The 18,976-nt window shown below is 63.9% G+C and carries 21 protein-coding genes and 1 riboswitch; of the genes, 11 read left to right on the top strand and 10 right to left on the bottom strand.

Annotated elements, in window-relative coordinates:
* Positions 1-42: 42 nt before the first annotated feature.
* Positions 43-636 carry a DUF1134 domain-containing protein gene (locus tag U1R88_RS08720; protein WP_068286233.1) on the bottom strand — a complete coding sequence of 198 codons (594 nt, stop codon included), beginning with the start codon at positions 634-636 and terminating at the stop codon, positions 43-45.
* A 296-nt stretch (positions 637-932) separates the two neighbouring features.
* Complete coding sequence (cysQ, locus tag U1R88_RS08715; protein ID WP_322430891.1) at positions 933-1,739, bottom strand: 3'(2'),5'-bisphosphate nucleotidase CysQ; 807 nt, start codon at positions 1,737-1,739, stop codon at positions 933-935.
* 247 nt (positions 1,740-1,986) lie between these two features.
* On the opposite strand from cysQ, the gene chpT reads away from it, so the two are divergent.
* The 3 genes from chpT to U1R88_RS08700 are packed head-to-tail and all read left to right on the top strand — an operon-like array spanning position 1,987 to position 3,386.
* The gene (chpT, locus tag U1R88_RS08710; protein ID WP_068286236.1) at positions 1,987-2,631 is read left to right on the top strand and encodes a histidine phosphotransferase ChpT; all 645 of its coding nucleotides are present in this window, start codon (positions 1,987-1,989) and stop codon (positions 2,629-2,631) included.
* A gap of 10 nt (positions 2,632-2,641) precedes the next feature.
* Complete coding sequence (locus U1R88_RS08705; protein ID WP_322430890.1) at positions 2,642-3,022, top strand: RidA family protein; 381 nt, start codon at positions 2,642-2,644, stop codon at positions 3,020-3,022.
* Positions 3,023-3,077: 55 nt separating this feature from the next.
* The gene (locus U1R88_RS08700) at positions 3,078-3,386 is read left to right on the top strand and encodes a hypothetical protein (RefSeq protein ID WP_322430889.1); all 309 of its coding nucleotides are present in this window, start codon (positions 3,078-3,080) and stop codon (positions 3,384-3,386) included.
* 72 nt (positions 3,387-3,458) lie between these two features.
* Here U1R88_RS08700 and fliJ read toward each other — a convergent pair whose 3' ends face one another.
* The gene (gene fliJ, locus U1R88_RS08695) at positions 3,459-3,818 is read right to left on the bottom strand and encodes a flagellar export protein FliJ (protein ID WP_068286244.1); all 360 of its coding nucleotides are present in this window, start codon (positions 3,816-3,818) and stop codon (positions 3,459-3,461) included.
* A gap of 852 nt (positions 3,819-4,670) precedes the next feature.
* On the opposite strand from fliJ, the gene ctrA reads away from it, so the two are divergent.
* From ctrA to U1R88_RS08655, 8 genes are all read left to right on the top strand, one after another.
* Complete coding sequence (gene ctrA / locus U1R88_RS08690; protein ID WP_105861513.1) at positions 4,671-5,372, top strand: response regulator transcription factor CtrA; 702 nt, start codon at positions 4,671-4,673, stop codon at positions 5,370-5,372.
* A 166-nt stretch (positions 5,373-5,538) separates the two neighbouring features.
* Positions 5,539-6,321 carry a 5'-methylthioadenosine/adenosylhomocysteine nucleosidase gene (locus U1R88_RS08685; protein WP_322430888.1) on the top strand — a complete coding sequence of 261 codons (783 nt, stop codon included), beginning with the start codon at positions 5,539-5,541 and terminating at the stop codon, positions 6,319-6,321.
* Positions 6,322-6,417: 96 nt separating this feature from the next.
* Positions 6,418-7,014, top strand: coding sequence for a hypothetical protein (locus U1R88_RS08680; protein WP_322430887.1), 597 nt, complete (start codon positions 6,418-6,420; stop codon positions 7,012-7,014).
* Positions 7,015-7,106: 92 nt separating this feature from the next.
* Positions 7,107-7,213, top strand: a riboswitch (glycine riboswitch).
* Positions 7,214-7,392: 179 nt separating this feature from the next.
* On the top strand, positions 7,393-8,547 hold the full coding sequence (gene gcvT / locus U1R88_RS08675) for a glycine cleavage system aminomethyltransferase GcvT (RefSeq protein ID WP_322430886.1): 1,155 nt from the start codon (positions 7,393-7,395) through the stop codon (positions 8,545-8,547).
* Positions 8,548-8,571: 24 nt separating this feature from the next.
* Positions 8,572-8,943 (top strand): glycine cleavage system protein GcvH, encoded by a 372-nt coding sequence (gene gcvH / locus U1R88_RS08670; RefSeq protein WP_322430885.1) that lies wholly within the window; start codon positions 8,572-8,574, stop codon positions 8,941-8,943.
* Positions 8,944-8,946: 3 nt separating this feature from the next.
* Complete coding sequence (gene gcvPA / locus U1R88_RS08665) at positions 8,947-10,287, top strand: aminomethyl-transferring glycine dehydrogenase subunit GcvPA (RefSeq protein WP_322430884.1); 1,341 nt, start codon at positions 8,947-8,949, stop codon at positions 10,285-10,287.
* Positions 10,287-11,852: an aminomethyl-transferring glycine dehydrogenase subunit GcvPB gene (gcvPB, locus tag U1R88_RS08660; RefSeq protein WP_322430883.1), complete on the top strand. Its 1,566-nt coding sequence runs from the start codon at positions 10,287-10,289 to the stop codon at positions 11,850-11,852. The genes gcvPA and gcvPB overlap by 1 nt, the downstream gene beginning before the upstream one ends.
* A 77-nt stretch (positions 11,853-11,929) precedes the next feature.
* Positions 11,930-12,334, top strand: coding sequence for a hypothetical protein (locus tag U1R88_RS08655; protein WP_322430882.1), 405 nt, complete (start codon positions 11,930-11,932; stop codon positions 12,332-12,334).
* 19 nt (positions 12,335-12,353) lie between these two features.
* Here U1R88_RS08655 and speD read toward each other — a convergent pair whose 3' ends face one another.
* The 7 genes from speD to U1R88_RS08620 all read right to left on the bottom strand — a co-directional run bounded on the left by speD (position 12,354) and on the right by U1R88_RS08620 (position 18,948).
* Positions 12,354-12,761, bottom strand: coding sequence for an adenosylmethionine decarboxylase (gene speD, locus U1R88_RS08650; protein ID WP_322430881.1), 408 nt, complete (start codon positions 12,759-12,761; stop codon positions 12,354-12,356).
* A 26-nt stretch (positions 12,762-12,787) separates the two neighbouring features.
* On the bottom strand, positions 12,788-14,458 hold the full coding sequence (locus tag U1R88_RS08645; RefSeq protein WP_322430880.1) for an FAD-dependent oxidoreductase: 1,671 nt from the start codon (positions 14,456-14,458) through the stop codon (positions 12,788-12,790).
* A 123-nt stretch (positions 14,459-14,581) separates the two neighbouring features.
* Entirely contained in the window at positions 14,582-16,090 is a 1,509-nt protein-coding gene (locus tag U1R88_RS08640; protein ID WP_322430879.1) for a polyamine aminopropyltransferase, read from the bottom strand.
* A gap of 166 nt (positions 16,091-16,256) precedes the next feature.
* Entirely contained in the window at positions 16,257-16,484 is a 228-nt protein-coding gene (locus tag U1R88_RS08635; protein ID WP_156771483.1) for a DUF350 domain-containing protein, read from the bottom strand.
* A 9-nt stretch (positions 16,485-16,493) separates the two neighbouring features.
* Positions 16,494-16,694 carry a hypothetical protein gene (locus tag U1R88_RS08630; protein ID WP_322430878.1) on the bottom strand — a complete coding sequence of 67 codons (201 nt, stop codon included), beginning with the start codon at positions 16,692-16,694 and terminating at the stop codon, positions 16,494-16,496.
* Positions 16,691-18,268 carry a DUF4178 domain-containing protein gene (locus U1R88_RS08625; protein ID WP_322430877.1) on the bottom strand — a complete coding sequence of 526 codons (1,578 nt, stop codon included), beginning with the start codon at positions 18,266-18,268 and terminating at the stop codon, positions 16,691-16,693. The genes U1R88_RS08630 and U1R88_RS08625 overlap by 4 nt, the downstream gene beginning before the upstream one ends.
* Complete coding sequence (locus U1R88_RS08620; RefSeq protein ID WP_322430876.1) at positions 18,268-18,948, bottom strand: DUF4178 domain-containing protein; 681 nt, start codon at positions 18,946-18,948, stop codon at positions 18,268-18,270. Before U1R88_RS08620 ends, U1R88_RS08625 begins: the two co-directional genes overlap by 1 nt.
* Between the last annotated feature and the right edge of the window lie 28 nt (positions 18,949-18,976).

Raw genomic sequence — 18,976 nt, 5'->3', positions numbered from 1 at the left:
AACACCAGCAACCACCCTCAGATGCCGCACAGTTGCGCGGGATCAGAAGGGATTCCACGTGGCCGACGGCGTGAATTTGAGATAACCCAGATTGATGCCGAGACGGGCACCGACGCCGGACTTGATGGGCACCACCATCATATTGCCATCACCCAGCGCGGTCATGCCGAAGCCGCCGATGATATAGGCCGAACCGGCGATCCCGGGGAAGCGGCTATAGATCTCGTCGATCCGGTCCATATTGTAGACCAGCATCATGGTACGCGCGCCGTCGCCACCGAAATCCCACCCCACGGAGGGGCCCTGCCAGTAGACCTTGCGGTCGCCGACATTGCGCGTGAACATCGTGCCCTCGCCATAGCGAAGTCCGCCGATGAAGGCGCCCGACCCTTCCTGGCCGAGGATGTAGCCATTGGGCTCGCCCCAGCGCGCCACCGCCTTCTGAATGGTGAGCGCCAGATCCCTCGACACGGTACCGAAGAAACGGTGGCCGGAATTGACGAGTTCGTTGGAGGAGATGCGCTCCGGCCGCTCCGACTGCGCAAGCGCCAGGGAGGGGGAGACGAAGCCGGTCGCGGACAGAGCCATGCCGGCCATCATGGTAAGAGCCTTGCGGCGGGGAAGAATGTCGTTCATCGCGAGCCTCGTTGGCTTAGGCCTCTGTAAGCCCTGTTTTGGGCGTCTGTGAGCCCTATTTTGTGGCCTATCAGCGTTAACAAATTGCTTCCAAGAGCGAAGTGCATCCGAATGGCTGCCCTTCTTGCCCTCGTTCTTCGTTTCGACGCGTCCGCGCGGGTCCCGGTGATGCCACCGGGTCACAAGAGGCCTTGGCGATACGACCACGCGATTCCAGCAGGCAAAACGCCCGGAAACATGGCCGCATCTGCGCGGGATTGAGGCAGGGATAACGAGGAAAAGCCGCGGCAACTCAGCTATTTGCGAGGAGCCTCCTGGCCCCAGGCCACGAAAGCGACATTGCGGAAGCCGGCAGCAGCCTTGCCATAGCGAAAGTCTTCGCCATCGGGCATCAGCACCTGCCCGCCCGCGGCGGAAAGCACGGCATGGCCGGCCGCGACATCCCACTCCATGGTCGGCCCGAAGCGCGGATAGACATCGGCGACGCCTTCCGCCACCCGGCAGAACTTCAAAGAGGATCCGGCCTCGCGCCGGTCCGCAATGGCATATTCGGCCAGAAAGGCTTCGCTCTTGGCGTCGGGATGGGAACGGCTGCACAACGCCGTCAGCCCCTCGGCGGGGTAGGCCCGCGTCGAGATGGTCTCTTCGGCACCGTCCCGCACGCGCCAGGCCGTATCACCCCCCGCATAAAGCGTGTCGACCGCCGGCGCGAACACACAACCGGCGACCGGCCTGCCATCTTCGATCAGGGCGATGTTGACGGTGAACTCGCCGTTGCGGTTGAGGAATTCCTTGGTGCCATCGAGCGGATCGACCAGGATGAAGCGCCTGCCGACATCCGGAATCACCCCCTTGGCAGCGCATTCTTCCGCCACCACCGGGACGCCCGGCATCACATCCGCCAGCCGCCGCAGGATGATCGCTTCCGCCACTTCGTCCGCTTCCGTCACCGGCGAGCGGTCGTCCTTGATGCGGGCGTCGCATCCCTTGGCGTAGACTTGCATGATCGCGGCGCCCGCCTCACGGGCGATCTCGGCAAAGGCATGCGCAATCGCGTCCGGGCTGGAAAGGGGCGAGAGTGAAGTCTGAGCGGTCTGGGTCACAAGGGCCTCCGATAGCAGCGGCCTGTTTAGTCCTGATTGGCGTCGTACCGCAAGAATATTGGGTCTGCTGCTCATCTTTGCACCCCCTTCGTCAGCGCACTCCAGGGTTGCAAACAGGGCGGAACGGGACATGCAGGCACCTCGCGCCTTCACATCCCGCGCCGCAGAGTCTATCTGAAAAACAGGTTCTCGAGACCTGATTCTCTTCCGATTTGCCTTTCTCTCCTGATTTATTCTGGGTGCTGCGATGACCGCTGGTTTTCAACTCGATGCGCTTGATCTGGCCGCCCTGCTCTGCTCTCGCGTCTGCCATGACGTGATCAATCCGGTCGGCGCCATCGTCAACGGGCTCGAAGTCCTCGAGGACGAAGACGATGCCTCGATGAAGGCCTTTGCCCTCGACCTGATCAAGAAAAGTTCCCGGAACGCCTCGGCACGCCTGCAGTTTGCGCGGATCGCCTTCGGGGCCGCCGGCTCGGCCGGAGCTTCGATCGATCTCGGCGATGCCGAGAACGTCGCCCGCGGCTTCATCCAGGATGAGAAGGTGACGCTGAGCTGGTCGGCACCGCGCCAGTTCATGCCGAAGAACAAGGTCAAGCTGTTGCTGAACTTGCTCGTGGTCGCCACCACCACCATTCCGCGTGGCGGCTCCATCAATGCCAAGGTGACCGGTGATCCCGAGGCGCCGACCTTCGAGGTCGTCTCGCTTGGCGGCAATTCGCGCATTCCCCCCGGCCTGATCAGCCTTCTGGCGGGCGAGCCCGAAAACGGCACGCTCGATAGCCACCTGATCCAGCCCTACTACACCGGGCTGATTGCCCGGGCCGCCGGCATGTCCGTGACGATCGAGGCGATCGATGGCGGCGTGCGCATCACCGCCGCGCCTGTGTAAGGAAGCATCCATGCCCCGCAAACTGATCTCGACCGGCTCCCCGCTCGAACGCAGCGCCGGCTATTCCCGCGCCGTGGTGCAGGGCGACTGGTGCTTCGTCTCCGGTACCACCGGCTATGACTATGCCAGCATGACGTTGCCGGAAGACGTCGCCGCCCAGACCGAGAACACGCTGGCAACCATCGAAAAGGCCTTGGCCGAGGGTGGTTTTGCCATGAGCCAGGTGGTGCGCGCGACCTATTACGTGACCAGCACCGACCATGTGGAGACCGTGATGGCGGTCACCGGCCGGGTCTTTGGGGAGATTCGACCTGCGGCCACCATGCTGATCTGCGATCTCATCAAGCCTGAGATGAAGGTCGAGATTGAAGTCACGGCGTTTCGCGGCTGACGTTGTTTTGCTGTAAGCCTTTGTTTTGAAGGCCGGTTGCAGGGAGTGTGCTCCAATGCGCAGCGTACTGATCCGCCTGTGTCTGGCTGCCGCCATACTGACTGTCGGCCAGGGATGGTCGCCGGCACGGGCGCAGGACAGCCAGGCCAAGCCGCCGGAGCCTCCGGCGCCCTCCCAGCCCATCGCCCCCGACGAGCGCGTGCTTTCCTTCATCGCCGGCAATCCCGATTGCAGCGAGGTCACCGACGAATGCATCATCTGCGCGGTTGTGAATGGCAAGCCGATGTGTTCGACCCCGGGCATTTCCTGCGTGCGCAGGGACCTGCGCTGTACCAGCACCAAGCCGCCGACGCCCAAGCAGTGAGCGACGGCCTCGTATCGTACCGATTGTCCAAGCCCGAGGTTAGCCAGGATTTGGCTGTCCAACGTCAGCCTTCTATTGGGCAGCGATGCTGCGCTCGCTGGCCTTTTCGCGATCGTCGAGCGTCTCGACCATCTTCAGATCGTCCAGCGCATCGGTGAGCGCGCTCCTGGCGTCTTCCAGCTTGATCTTCAGATCGTCGGCCGAACCACGCAGATTGTCCCTGCGTGCAGTGGCTGCACGGGCATAGGTCGGATAGGCGAAATGGCTCGGATCGGTGATGCCGGCCTTGGCTTCCTCGGCCTTGATTTCGCGTTCGAGTTCGCTTGCCATGCGCTCGAACTCGGCCACCATGGTTTCGATCTGGATGACCTGGCGGCGTCTCTCGTCTGCCTGGAAGCGCTTGAGACGAATAAGGGTATCGCGCGACTTCATTACTCACTACTCCATCAGCCGCATCGGCCCGCCGCCCCTACCGTGGGGGACAGGCCGCACAATCGGATCGCCAGGCCATCGGCCCGGCGAAGACCCACACCATCCGGCATGGACGTGAATTCTTCCTTACTCGCCGCAAAAAAGCCGCGAACCAAGGCGGGACAGTCGACAATCAAGAAAATCGTACGCCATGATTTACCAAGTCGGCGCGCCATTTCTCCACGTCGCTGCCGCTTTTCTTAATATTTCTCCGGGGAGCAGCGAGCTGCAGCAGGACTACCGATTCATGCGGAAGATATGCTTCACATCAGACAGGAATCGCAGAATTAATACTGCGTTTACTTGTTTCTAACAGCTTGAAGAAGCAGGCGGATTCGACGAAGCTGCTCCGCAGCGAACCGGCCTGCCTCCTGGGTCGCCGACGAGACGACCGCTCCGCCCACCATGGCGCGGGCGGCTCGGGGAAAGCTGTTGATTCGCTCTGAATCCCTAAGAACCTGCCCCGACGGTAACCATTAATTTACCTGCCTCGTTAATGATCCCTAACAACGGTCAACGAACTCACCGCCACGTTTGTCGAAATTCTGCGGCGAATGGGTGAGTCGGTTGAATCGCTTAGGCAAGTTTCTTCATGTGAATGTTGACGCTTGTCGCTCACCGAATCTGTCTTTCAGGCAATGTGTTACAGGGAGTTTTGGACCTTGTTTTCAAGTTTCGCTTGCATGAGAGAATCACAATTTGTTAACCATGCCTGCGTAGCGTCGCGGTTGATCATCGACGAGGTGACTTCACCGTGCCGTCTGCGCATTCGCGACGGCGGTCGACCCTCCGAGGCCGCAGTGGGGGATTGAGATGCGCGTACTTCTTGTCGAAGACGATAGCGCCACGGCGCAAAGCATTGAGCTGATGCTCAAGTCAGAGAGTTTCAACGTCTATACGACGGATCTGGGCGAGGAAGGTGTCGATCTCGGCAAGCTGTATGATTACGACATCATCCTGCTCGACCTGAACCTCCCCGACATGTCGGGCTACGAGGTCCTGCGCTCGCTCAGGGTGGCCAAGGTCAAGACGCCGATCCTCATCCTGTCCGGCCTTGCCGGCATCGAGGACAAGGTGAAGGGCCTCGGCTTCGGCGCCGACGACTACCTGACCAAGCCCTTCCACAAGGACGAGCTGGTTGCGCGCATCCACGCCATCGTCCGCCGCTCCAAGGGCCATGCCCAGTCGGTGATCGCCACCGGCGACCTCGTGGTCAATCTCGACACCAAGACGGTCGAGGTCCATGGTTCGCGCGTGCATCTGACCGGCAAGGAGTATCAGATGCTCGAGCTGCTCTCGCTGCGCAAGGGCACCACGCTGACCAAGGAGATGTTCCTCAACCATCTCTATGGCGGAATGGACGAGCCGGAACTGAAGATCATCGACGTCTTCATCTGCAAGCTGCGCAAGAAACTGGCCAACGCCACCAACGGCACCAACTACATCGAGACGGTCTGGGGCCGCGGCTATGTGCTGCGCGAGCCCAACGAGATCGAAGAGCGCATCGCGGTCTGACGCCGCGTCTCCCCCACCAACGAGATGAGATGGCCGGGCTCAGTCCCGGCCTTTCTTTTTGCAAGGCATGTCCCCCCATCGGAATGGCTTGACATCAAGGCGATGAACGAATGGCCTATGGTGTCCGTTCCCGCCTTCGCTGAACCCGCCCGCTCCGGAAGCTTGCATGACAGTCTCTTCTACCTCTCCCCTCGGCATCCTCGTCCCGCTCGCCGAGGAGGCCGAAGCGCTTTTCGCCCTGATGAAGCAGGACGGCGCCACGCAGACGCAGCGCATCGGCGGCCGGGACTACCACAGCGGCCATCTCTTCGGCCGCCCCTGCGTGCTGACGCTCTCGCGGGTCGGCAAGGTTGCCGCCGCCACTGCCGCCGCCGGCCTCATCCATGCCTATCAGGTTGGCGCCATCCTCAATGTCGGCGTGGCCGGCGGTGGCGCCCGATCGGTCAGGGTCGGCGATATCGTGGTGGCCGATGCCATGCTCCAGCACGATCTCGACGCGCGCCCGATCTTCCCGCGCTACGAGGTTCCCCTGACGGGCATGGCCCGCTTCGCCGCCGATGCTCCCATCGGCAACAGCCTGTCGGAGGCGGTCGAGGCTTTCCTGGCCGAGGATCTGCCGCAGCTCTCCGCCGAGATTCGCGAACGCTTCGCTCTTGCCGCTCCCCGCCTTCATCGCGGGCTGATCATCAGCGGCGACCAGTTCGTCAACGGTCACGCGGCGGTCGCAGCCCTGCGCGACGACATTCCGGACGCCCTTGCCATCGAGATGGAAAGCGGGGCCGTGGCCCAGATCTGCCATGACTACGGCGTTCCCTGTGGCGTATTGCGCACCATCTCCGACAGTGCCGACGACAATGCCCATGTCGATTTTCCGGCCTTCCTCGCCACGGTCGCCAGTTTCTACTCCCACCACATCCTGCGGCGCTTCCTGCAGCACACTGACTGGTGACTGGTTCAAAGGGCCTGTGCATAGCGGGCCAGCGCCGGACTGGCCGAAGCCGAACGGCATGCTATAAGGACGCCGTGCATTCAGCGGAGCGTGACGATGGTTGGCAGTCAGTATGGCGTCTGGGCGGCTCGTAGCGCCCTGTTGGCAGGTGTGGTCGCCCCGGCGCTCCTTCTCGGCGGCTGCACCAGCAGCATGATTACCGGTGTCTACGGCACGCCGACGGAAACGGCTGCGCCGACACAGACGCAGACCGCATCGCAAGCCCCGCTGCGGGTGGATTTCGACCCCGACACCGAGTGCCCGCAGATCAACATTCCCACCGGCGCGGCGGCCTACGGTCCCCCCAGTGCGCAATTCTCTATCACCAACTTCGCCCGTGAGTGCGATCTCGCCAGCGGCAATACCGTCACCATCAAGGTCGGCGTGGAGGGTCACGTCGCTTCGTCCGGCGGTGGTGGCTATTCGGCGCCAGTGCGTATCACCATCCGCGACCGCGACGAGAAGCCCGTCTACACCAAGGTGATCCGCGTCTCCGCCGCGGCGACGCCCGGCGGCGGTCCTGGCAGTTTCCGGGTGGTCGACACCTCGGCCCCGATCACCATCGGCCTGGAGCAGCCGCTCAGTTCCTATGACATCGTGGTCGGATTCGACGGCAAGGGCGGCACTGTCACCAAGAAAAAACGCCGGGGCTGAGCGGGCTCAAAATTCTTCAGACCTTTTCCCAAGGCGCCTCATTCTGTTGGGTTGACGACCGTTGAGGCGAGGGATAGCTTCCCGGCATTCGGCCGATCCCCGCGGAAGAGTTCGGTCTGATTCCCTTGAGGAATCACGGACCGGCGCCGAAGGAGCAACCGCCCCGGAAACTCTCAGGCAACCGGACCGCGGGGGAACGAAACTCTGGAAAGCGGCACGAATGCGCGAGCATTCGGGCTCACCGAAGGGCGTAAGTGGCTCCCAGTTCTTGCACCTGGAACTTGGGTGCGGGGTCGCGAAATCTCTCAGGTAACCGCGACAGAGGGGGCACAACCGGACATTCATTCGTCCGGCGTGCAACCTTTTGCCGGAGTGCCCATGGCCGAGCCAGCCGCAAGCCCAGATCAGCAAGCCCCGCTTCTCAAGACGCCTCTTCATGCCGAGCATGTCGCCCTTGGCGCACGCATGGTGCCATTTGCCGGCTATGACATGCCGGTCCAGTATCCCACTGGCATCATCGCCGAGCACAACCACACGCGCAACGCGGCCGGCCTGTTCGACGTTTCGCATATGGGGCAGGCCTATCTGATCGCCGACAGCCATGAAGCCGTCGCTGCGGCCCTGGAAACGCTGGTGCCGGCTGATATTCTCAATCTCGCCCCGGGCCGCCAGCGCTACACCCAGTTCCTGAACGATGAGGGCGGCACGCTCGACGACCTCATGGCGGCACGCTCGAGCGACCCCGCCGAGGACGGCAAGCTCGGCCTGGTGGTCAATGCCGGCTGCAAGGATGCCGACTTCGCCCTGCTGCGCGATAAGATCGGCGACAGCGCGCAGCTGGTTGTCGCCGGGGACCACGCCCTGCTCGCGTTGCAGGGTCCGCTCGCGGCTGCCGTGCTGGCCGATCATTGCCCGGACGCAGCCGCCATGCCCTTCATGGCCTCCCGGCGCTCGACCTTCGACGGCATTGCCATCGGCCTCTCCCGCTCGGGCTATACCGGCGAGGATGGCTATGAGATCTCAGTCCACAACGACAAGGCCGTCATCCTGTGGCGCACGCTGCTGGCCGACGAGCGGGTCAAGCCGATCGGCCTCGGCGCCCGCGACTCGCTGCGCCTCGAGGCGGGTCTCTGCCTCTATGGCCATGAGCTCGATCCGACCATCTCGCCGATCGAGGCCGGCCTGATCTGGTCGATCCAGAAGCGCCGGCGCGAACAAGGCGGCTTTCCCGGCGCTTCCCGCATCCAGCGCGAAATCGCGGAAGGGCCCGCTCGCATCCGCGTCGGCCTCAAGCCGGAAGGGCGCTCGCCCGTACGCGAGGGCGCGGCCCTGAAGAACAAGGCCGGCGAGACCGTCGGCATCGTCACCTCGGGCGGCTTCGGCCCCACCGTGGCCGGCCCCATTGCCATCGGCTATGTGCTCCCTGCCCTGGCGGCCGAAGGCACCGGCCTCACCGTCGAATTGCGCGGTAAGGATGTGCCGATCCAGGTCGTACCGCTGCCCTTCGCCCCACACCGCTTCCACCGTTCCTGAGCCATCCAGAGATTGAGGAAAACCATGGCCACGATCAAGTTCACCAGCGACCACGAATATGTGTCCGTCGAGGGCGACGTCGCCACGATCGGCATCACCGACTACGCCCAGTCGCAGCTCGGCGACGTGGTGTTCGTCGAGCTTCCGGCCACCGGCAAAGTGCTCAAGCAGGGCGACGAAGCCGCGGTGGTTGAATCGGTGAAGGCCGCCAGCGAAGTCTATGCCCCGGTATCCGGCACGGTGATCGAGGCAAACGAGGGCTTGCCCGACTCTCCCTCCACGGTGAACGAGGATCCGCTCGGCAAGGGCTGGTTCATCAAGATCAAGCTCTCCAACCCGGCCGAACTCGACGCTCTCATGGACGATGCAGCCTACAAGGCCCATATCGGAGCCTGATCCATGCGCTATCTACCCCTGACCGCCGATGATCGCAGCGCCATGCTGGCGAAGATCGGCGTCAACGGCATCGACGATCTCTTCGCCAGCGTCCCCGCCGACAAGCTCCTGAAAGCACCGCCGGTGCTGCCGAATGCCAAGAGCGAAATGGCGGTCGAGAAGATCATGACCGCCTTCGCCTCGCGCAATGTGACGGCGTCCTCAGTGCCCTTCTTCGTCGGTGCCGGCGCCTATAAGCATCATGTACCGGCAACCGTCGACCACCTGATCCAGCGTTCGGAATTCCTCACCTCCTATACGCCCTATCAGCCCGAGATCGCCCAGGGCACGCTGCAATATCTCTACGAGTTCCAGACCCAGGTCGCGCTGCTGACCGGCATGGAAGTCGCCAATGCCTCGATGTATGACGGCTCGACCGGCACGGCCGAGGCCGTGCTGATGGCCCACCGCGTCACCCGCCGCTCCAAGGCGATCCTCTCCGGCGGCCTGCATCCGCACTATACCGACGTGGTGCATACCGTCTCCAAGATGGCCGGCCATACCGAGGTGGCCATGCCCGCCGACGTCGACGGCAGCGAGGATCTGATTGCGGGGATCGATGGTGAGACCTCCTGCGTCGTGGTGCAGAACCCTGATATCTTCGGCAACCTGCGCGATCTCACGCCAATCGCGCAAGCCTGCCACAAGGCTGGCGCCCTCCTGATCGCCGTGTTCACCGAGGCCGTATCGCTCGGCCTCATTAAATCGCCGGGCGAAATGGGTGCCGATATCGTGGTCGGCGAGGGCCAGTCCATCGGCAACGCCCTCAACTATGGCGGGCCCTATGTCGGCCTGTTCGCCACGCGGCAGAAATATGTGCGCCAGATGCCCGGGCGCCTCTGCGGCCAGACCGTGGATGCCGAGGGCCGGCGCGGTTTCGTGCTGACGCTTTCCACCCGCGAGCAGCACATCCGCCGCGACAAGGCGACCTCGAACATCTGCACCAATTCGGGCCTGTGCGTGCTGGCCTTCACCATTCACATGGCGCTGCTCGGCGAGAAAGGCCTGCGCAGGCTCGCCCGCGTCAACCATGCCAATGCGGTGAAGCTGGCCGACATGCTGGGCAAGGTGAAGGGTATCGAGATCATCCAGCAGAGCTTCTTCAACGAGTTCACCATCCGGGTATCAGGCAGTGCCGCCTCGCTGCTGGAGAAGCTGGCAGCCCAGGGTATTCTGGGCGGCGTGCCTTATTCGCGCCTGTCGCCCAATGCCGAGCTGAAGGATCTCCTGATCATCGCTTCCACCGAAGTGAACACCGACGAGGACCGCACCGCCCTCGTGAGCGCCCTGAAGGAGCTGGTCTGATGTTGAACCGTCAGGGACGTCCCTCCTCCCCCGGCGAGGGCGCCGAGGCCTTCAACCCCACCTTCACCGGCAACCGCGCCCTCATCATCGAGGAAGCCCTGCTGTTCGAGATCGGTCGCACGGATGTGACCGGCGTCGACGTCGAGGAGGTCGAGGATTTCGAGCCGAGGCTCGGGGCCTTCGAGCGCAAGGATCCGATCGGCCTGCCCGGCTTTGCTGAGCCGGAGGCGATGCGCCATTTCGTGCGCCTGAGCCAGAAGAATTTCGGCATCGATACCGGGCTTTTCCCGCTCGGCTCCTGCACCATGAAGCACAATCCGCGCCTCAACGAGAAGGTGGCGCGGCTGCCGGGCTTTGCCGACATCCATCCGCTGCAGCCGATCTCGACCGTGCCCGGCGCGCTGGCGGTGATCGATCATCTCGCCCATTACCTCAAGACCCTCACCGGCATGCCGGCGGTGGCGATGAGCCCGAAGGCCGGCGCGCATGGCGAGCTTTGCGGCATGATGGCGATCAAGGCAGCCATCGCAGCCAGGGGTGAAGGCGAGACGCGCAAGGTCGTGCTGGTGCCCGACTCGGCCCATGGCACCAATCCGGCCACCGCCGCCCTGATTGGCTTCACGGTGGAGTCCATCCCGGTGCGCGCGGACGGCACCGTCGATCCGGCGGAAATCAAGAAGGCCCTGGGCCCGCATGTCGCCGCGATCATGCTGACCAACCCCAACACCTGTGGCCTGTTCGAGCGTGACGTCAGCGCCATCGCCGATGTGGTGCACGAGGCGGGCGCCTATTTCTACTGCGACGGCGCCAATTTCAACGCCATCGTCGGCAAGGTGCGCCCCGGCGACCTCGGCATCGATGCCATGCACATCAACCTGCACAAGACCTTCTCGACGCCCCATGGCGGCGGTGGGCCGGGCGCGGGGCCGGTGGTGCTCTCCGACAAGCTCGCGCCCTTCGCGCCCTTCCCCTATGTCGTCAATGCCCGCGTGCTGGTCGAACGGGCCGAAGAAGTGATGAATGGCGAGACGCCCTTCGGCCGCCTCACCGCCTTCCACGGCCAGATGGGCATGTTCACGCGGGCGCTGACCTATATGCTCTCGCATGGCACCGACGGCATGCGGCAGGCCTCGGAAGATGCGGTGCTCTCCGCCAACTATATCCGCGCCGGCCTGGCTGACCTGATGTCGGCCCCCTTCGGTGACCAGCCCTGCATGCATGAGGCGCTGTTCGACGACACCTGGCTGAAGGACACCGGCGTGACCACGCTCGATTTCGCCAAGGCGATGATCGACGAGGGCTATCATCCGATGACGATGTATTTCCCCCTCGTGGTGCATGGCGCCATGCTGATCGAGCCGACGGAGAGCGAATCCAAGACCTCGCTCGACCTCTTCATCGCCACGCTGCGCGACCTTGCCTTGGTCGCCAGTCGCGGCGAGACCGAGCGCTTCTCCGGCGCCCCCTACCACGCCCCGCGCCGGCGCCTGGACGAAACCCGCGCCGCCCGCCAGCCCGTGCTGCGCTGGACGCAGCCGGAGCCCATCAAGGACGCGGCGAAATAGGAAACGATCGTTCCCGCCGGGCACGGTCCGGCGGGATTTTCACATCACTGAGCGATTTTCACATCACTGAGCACGGCATGGGCTATTTCCAGCTCTTCATCGACCGCCCTCTCGATATCGAGACGATCCAAGGCGCCATCCGGCACTATTTCGAGCCAGACCTAACGATCACCTATTTCGGTTCCCACGACGAGAAGCATGAAAGCTGGGCTGCCGGTGACGACAAGCCAAGCGACATCGAGGTCGTCATCGCGCCGCTGAGCGAGACCTATCCTCTCCAGATCGACATCTGGCAGGCAGGCCCGGATTCACTGGAGGAAGAGCGCCGCTTCGCCCTTCATTTTTCGAAAGCCGCCAACTGCCGCTCGATCATCACCGACGAGGAGCCGAACCCCTATAGCTGGTATTGCGTATATCCATCAGGGACGATCAAGACAGTCTATCTCACCGATGCCGACATGGGCAGCGAGGCGGAGGGGTGAGGACTATGGTCTGACTATCTTATCCCCGCCGATGCTCGCTCACCTTGACCCGCCTTGGCGCGAAATGGGCCTCCAGCACCGGCAGGGCCTGGCGGGGATCGCAGCGCCCGCACATGAAGATGTCGAGGGCGGCATAGCCGGTCTCGGGCCAAGTGTGGATGCTGATATGGGATTCGGCGAGCAAGGCGACGCCGGTGATGCCGCCGGTCTCGCCGAAGCCATGCAGCTTGACGCCGAGCACCGTGGCGCCGCAGGCGGTTGCGGCCTTGCGCAGGGCGCGTTGGATGCCCGCGGCATCGGTGAGGCCCCGGCAGTCCCAGAAGTCGATGAGCAGATGCAGGCCGGGCGCGAAGGCGCGGGCCTGGATGGGCGTAGCATCCGCCGGCGGAGCCGGCCCGGCTCTCGAGGTTTGCGCTTGCGCTGCCAATGGCCTTCCCTGATCTGCCCGCGCCATCACAGCACCGTTTCGAAGGGATGGCCACTATAGGCCATGGCCCTCTCCGCCGCACGCACGCCATGCGTATAGGCTTCCTCGAAGATGGAGACGCCGCTCATGTCGGAATGGGCGGTGAAGACCGGCGGGCTCTGCTGCAGGCCGGCCCGGCGCTGCCCGCCCCAGATGAAGCCGGGCACCGGCCGGATCATGGCATGGCCCCAGATCCAGACATCAACCCGCTCGACATGGCCTTCGAGCTCGGGATGCACGACGAGGAGTTCCTTCAGGAAGATCGCCTGCCATTCCGCCAGGGGCCGGGAGAGCGCCTCGCGGCGGGCGTCCTCGGGCGACAGATGACTGATCGGCCAATAATAGGTCAGCACCGTCCGGGTCGGGCGCATCTGGGTGATCTGGTGGGTGGCGACGACATAGCCGAGCAAGGGGCTGTCGAAGACGACATTGTCCCAGCTCAGATTGGCGCCGGCGCCGCCGGGCAGGCGGCTCAGCGTGATGTTGGCGACCGCCCAGGGAGCGTAGGAGAAACCGGCGGTAAGGCTCGGATCCCTCAGCAGCCGCGCCGTGACGAAATGCGGCGTCGCCAGGATGGCCGCCTTGGCCTCGATGCGGAAAGCCTTGTCGGCGACCGCATCCCAGACGTCGACGGTAACGCCGGCGTTACCGGCCACGCCGCCCCCCTTCGCCTCGACGGCATAAGCGAGCGAACGTGTCCGGATGCGGGGGCCGAGCGCTTCGGCGAGACGGCGCGCCAGATAGCCGTTGCCCTCAGGCCAGGTGACCAGGCCCTGGTCCTCGGCATCGGCGCCGCGGCCGTTGCGGGCCGCGAAATAATGGATGCCGGCCCAGGCCGAGACATCGCGCGAGCGCGTGCCGTAGTCGTCGCGGCAGCAATAATCGACATACCAGGCCAATGACGGCGAGCGATAGCCCTCCCGCTCCATCCAGGCCGTCATGGTGAGGCCGTCGAGCGCCATCAGATCGGCGTCCCGGGAGCTGAGGTCGAGCGGAATGGCGAAGGCGCGTCGGCCGTCGCTGCCGATACGCTGGCGAAACGCCTTCATCGCCGCAAAGAAGCGCTTGCCGTCGGCCTCCTCGTCGGCGTCGAGGCCGATGGAAGGCATCAGGCCCTCCTGCCAGCGCCCATAGCGATAGAGCCGTTCCGAGGGATCGGCGCAGAGGGCATATTCGTCATAGATGGGCGTGCCCTTGGCGTCGTAGCCGGTGATGACGCCGAAATCCTGGAACAGCGCCCGGACCGCCCTGGCCTCCTCGGTGAGCAGCGGCACGTAATGGGCACCCCAGGGAAAGGCACAAACCTCGTTGCGGCCGCTGGAAGCATTGCCGCCGGGAGAAGCCTCGAGATCGAGCAGAAGGAAATCGTCATAGCCAGCCTTGGCAAGGCGATAGCCGGCGCCGAGGCCCGCTATGCCGCCGCCCACGATGAGGATGCCGGTTTTCAGGGTTTCGCCGGCAATCGGAAAGGACCCGCTCCGCAACCTGTGACCGATGCGGGAAGACGCACCCACCAGTTCCCCGGGCACGGAACCACCCTCGCCGCTTCCAGTCATCCCCTTGCCCGCCAGCAATTCCCCACCGACCAGCCCGGCGCCGGCCAGGCCGAGCGAGGCAGCCCCCAAGGCGAGGAATTGCTTGCGGCTGATCCGGGTCATGGTGAAGGTCGCCCTGAAAACGTCATTGCGAGCGCAGCGAAGCAATCCAATCCGTTGGGCGGGGCAGAGCTGGATTGCTTCGCTGCGCTCGCAATGACGGCCGGCAAGGTCGAAGCGGAATGTCTAATAAATGAGGTAATTGCCCCACTCCTCGTCGAAATAGCGCACCAGCGGCTGGTCATCGAGGCGCTGGATGGCGGTCTGGACATGGGCCATGTCGGGCGGGAACTGGAACATCGCCTTCATGGTGGTCACATCGAGGAAACGAAGCCCCTCGGGCAGGCGCTCCGGCGGACGATAGGGTGCGAAGGAGCCGATGATGAAGCCCCATTCCCCGAAGGAGGGTACGAAGAGGTGATAGGCCGCGGTCTCGAAACCGGCCGCCGCCAGCGTGTTGTTGACGCACCAGAAGGATTTGCGTGCGACCAGGGGCGAGGTGCTCTGGATCACCACCAGGCCGTCCTCGTTTACCGCCGATTTCAAGAGACGGTAGAAGGTGAGCGAATAGAGCTTGCCGATGGAGAAATTGGAGGGGTCGGGCAGGTCGATGATCACCGCATCGAAACGCGCCTCGGCCGGCTTCTGCTCGCGCAGCCAGAGGAAGGCATCGGCGTTGATGAGGGTCAGCTTGGGCGAGGACAGGGAACCGCCATTGAGGCCGGTCATCATCTCGTTATGGGAGAACAGGCGCGTCACGGCCGGGTCGAGATCCACCATGGTGACCGCTTCGACCGCCGGATATTTCAGGACCTCCCGCAAGGCCAGCCCGTCGCCGCCGCCGATGATCAGCACCTTGCGCGGTGCCTTGAGGGCGCTCATCACCGGATGCACCAACGCCTCGTGGTAGCGATATTCGTCGAGCGAGGAGAATTGCAGGTTCGAATTGAGGAAAAGCCTGATGTCGCGCTGCTGGCGCGTGACCACGATGCGCTGATAGGGCGTGGATTCGGCAAAGATCACCGAGCCCGGATAGGCGCTCGCCTCGGCAATCGACTGGATGCGCTCGGACCAGGCGAAGCCGGCACCGAGCAGAGCCAGCACGGCGAAGGCGGCGGCCTTGTGCGCACCGCGCCGAAGGATGGGGGCCTTGATGGCATAGAGCACCCAGATCGCCACCAGCGTGTTGAGAATGCCGAACAGGAAGGCCGAGCGGATCAGGCCGAGATAGGGCACCAGCACCAGCGGGAACAGCAGGGAAGCGAAGAGCGCGCCGATATAGTCGAAGGTGAAGACCTTGGAAACCAGGTCCTTGAAGGCGAGCCGTCCTTCTAGGATGCGCAGCAGCAGCGGGATCTCGATGCCGACCAGGATGCCGATCACCCCGACCAGCGAATAGAGCCAGAGCCGGAAGGAGGCGACATGGTCGAACAGGATGAACAGGGCCGCCGCGGAGCTGCCGCCGACCGCCCCGACCAGCAGTTCGATGCGGACGAAATGGCCGAGCAGGTCGCGCTCGATATAGCGCGAAAGCCAGGAGCCCACCCCCATGGCAAAGAGATAGGTGCCGATGATGGTGGAGAACTGCGTGACGGAATCGCCCAGGAGATAGCTCGCCAGCGTTCCGGCGATCAGTTCGTAGATCAGCCCGCACGTCGCGATCACGAAGGCGGAAAAGAGCAGCAGGATTTCCACGAACGCGCCTTCGAATTACGGTTGCGGCTGGAATACCGCGCGAGCCTCACGTCGTTGCGAGCGCAGCGAAGCAATCCAGGAGCCTTGGCGTGGACGGGCTGGATTGCTTCGCTGCGCTCGCAATGACCGCAAAGGCCCAAGCACACCAGTCATGTCTGTCGCACGGTCAGCCATGGATCGCCGAGGCGATGATGATGGCGATGCCGAGCGCCACGGCACCCAGAAAGATCGCCATCGCGGTGTTGCGCTTCTCGCATAGTTCCTTCCACACCTGCACCTTCGGCGTCAGCAGGTCGAGCAGCCAGAAGGCGATGACGAAGACGAGGAGGCCGATGCCGGAATAGACCAGCGAGGCCACCACATATTTCAGTTCGATCAGGCCCGAGACATCCATGAAAGCCCCCTATTTGTGATATGAATAGCCGCCGCCGGAGCTTCTGCCGCCGCCGAACCACCCGAAGGAGCCGCCATCGTCGCTGCTCCTGATGCCGCGGCTGGTGGTCTGCTTGCCGTGCCACATATTGGCCAGCGAATAGCCGCCGAAATTGCCGAGAGCCATGCCGAACACGACCGCCCCGGCGAAGATCATCTGAATCCTGCTCACGTGTCCTCGCTGCTGGAACTGCTGCTGGAATCGTCGCTCGATGAGGAACCACCGCTGTCGTCGTCATCGTCGCTGCTCGACGACCACCAATTGTCGGTCCCGGAATCGGAGTTGCTATTGCTGCTGCCGGCGGCGGCAACGAAACCGCCCGCCGCCAGGTTGCCGGACACCGATGGCGCTTCCTCGTCGATGCCGCCCTGCTCCCAGCGCGACTGCTCGAAGCGCCGGTCGCGGAAGAAGCCGAAGCCGGCGCCGAGAGCCAGGAGGCCGACGGCACCGAGATAGTTAGACCAGATCGGCACGTCGTGCCGGACCGTGACGGTGAATTTCTCCGAAGGCAGAGGATTGGCGGGCGCAGGAGCAATGGCGGGCTGCGAGGAGGGGAAACTGCCGCCCTGGCCATTGTTGCGCAACCAGGTTTGCAGGTAATCCTCGCGCGCCACCATCGGCACGGTCTCCGCCGCCTTGGTGAACAGGCCGGCATTGGTGTCGATCAGCAATTTGTAGGTGCCTGCCGGCACCGGCGACAGCAATTCGCTGGTGCGTTCGGTAACCCGCCCGCTGCTGTAATTCTCCAGCCCCTGGGAGGCATGGTAGCTGCGATTTGTCTCGACATTGACCAGGGCGACATCGAGCTCCAGCCAGTCATCCTTGAGCTCGGCGCTGGTCTCGAACTCGACATTGCCGCGGCCATCCAGGCGGAACGGCTCGGAGGCGAAGGTCTTGCCCTTGTCGGCAGACGTCAGGGTGAAGGTCTGCGAGGCGACCTGGCGTCCGGGCGAGAGGGCGAGCGAGCCGAATTGCAGCAGCGTCGCCAGGCCGAGCGCGGCGAGGGGCACCCTGAGCCAGCGTTTGTGCGGATTGGGCTGGTTGACGCCGGGCCCACGGCGTTCGTCCGCCAGCGGCAGCTTGAAGGCCTGCGCCACCAGGCTAGGTTCGAGATAGATGCCTTCGGAGACGATGATTTCCTCGGCATTGCTCTCGACCATCAGCCGGTGGGGCGAAGCGATATAGTCCGCCGTCTCGGTGACATCCGCCGTGGAAGCTCGCCAATAGAATTCGCCGGCGACATATTTGGTAAGCGCCTGCCCCTTGCTGAAGAAGGCATAGCGCCGCCCCTCGACCGTGAGGTCGATGGTGCTGCCGGCCGCCGGTACATCGCGGGTGAGCATTCTCACTAGGGTCCAGTGACCGGCTTCCCGGACCAGGAAGCGATAGCCTCGATAGGGATTGTAGAGGAGATATTCGATCCATTCGTAATATCCCGTCCGGTCGCTCCGGCGCATATAGCCGACGACCTCCCATTCGACGTCCTGCAGCCGCCCGCGGGCGCCGATCGGAATCTCCGAGGGTTCCAGCGCAGCCTGCGCCTTCTGGATGATGCGCAGATTCTCGTCGGCGACGTCGATCAGCGAGGAGCACTGGCTGCAGGTCGCGCTGATCGACTGGCCGACGGCGCGCAGGGTCACCGCCCCGCCGCAATTGGGGCAGGCAAAGGTTCGCGGTCGCCCGGGCGGTCGCTGCGCGGATAGAGGTGGTGTCGGCGGCGACGGCGGCGTGAGAGGCTCGTCCATCACCAGCCCTCCAGCGGCCTGAGATTGGAGAAGCGCAAGGCATCCCATTCCAGATAGCGGCCGAAATAGGCACTGACCTCTTCGCCATCGTGTTCGAGCGTGGCGAATTCACCCTCGGCGCCGATGCAATCGATTGACACGGTGCGCCGGCCCTTGGGGGCCGCAAAGGGCAATTCGCCCTCCGACCCCAGGCAGGTCGCCAGCTTGATGTCGACAGCCCTGAGCTGAACGCCATTCATCGCCACGGAGAAGCCCGGCCCAATGCCGGCGGTGCCGGTCTCGCTCCCCTCCAGCAGCGGCCGGCAGCGCTCCAAGGCTTCGCGCACGCCCCCCCAGGTCGCCTCCTCCGCCTCGAAGCTCACTGAGAAGAACCCTTGTGCCTCACCGATCCAGCCTTCCCGGCCGTCATCCATCAGCATGTGCCATTCGTTCCACAGCCCGTCGCTCCAGCCGATCTTCAGGCGTCCGATAATGGTGAAGGACTGGCCATCGAACACGCCGCCGGTGCCGAGCTGAAGGGGACTCATGTCGTCGGGGAGCGCCGCCATAACGCCGAGCGACGTCACGTCCACATCGGTACGCACCACCATGGACTGGCAATAGGCACAGACGGCATACACCGACTGCGCCGACCGGAACACGACATCCGCTCCGCAGGAAGGGCAGGCGAATTTACGCATTGGGCCTCGTATGGATCACTGGATTGAC

The organism is Labrys sedimenti, assembly GCF_034424805.1.
Taxonomy (GTDB): Bacteria; Pseudomonadota; Alphaproteobacteria; order Rhizobiales; family Labraceae; genus Labrys; species Labrys sedimenti.
The sequence above is the reverse complement of the archived record's forward strand: the minus strand, read 5'-3'. Positions and strand labels throughout refer to the sequence as shown.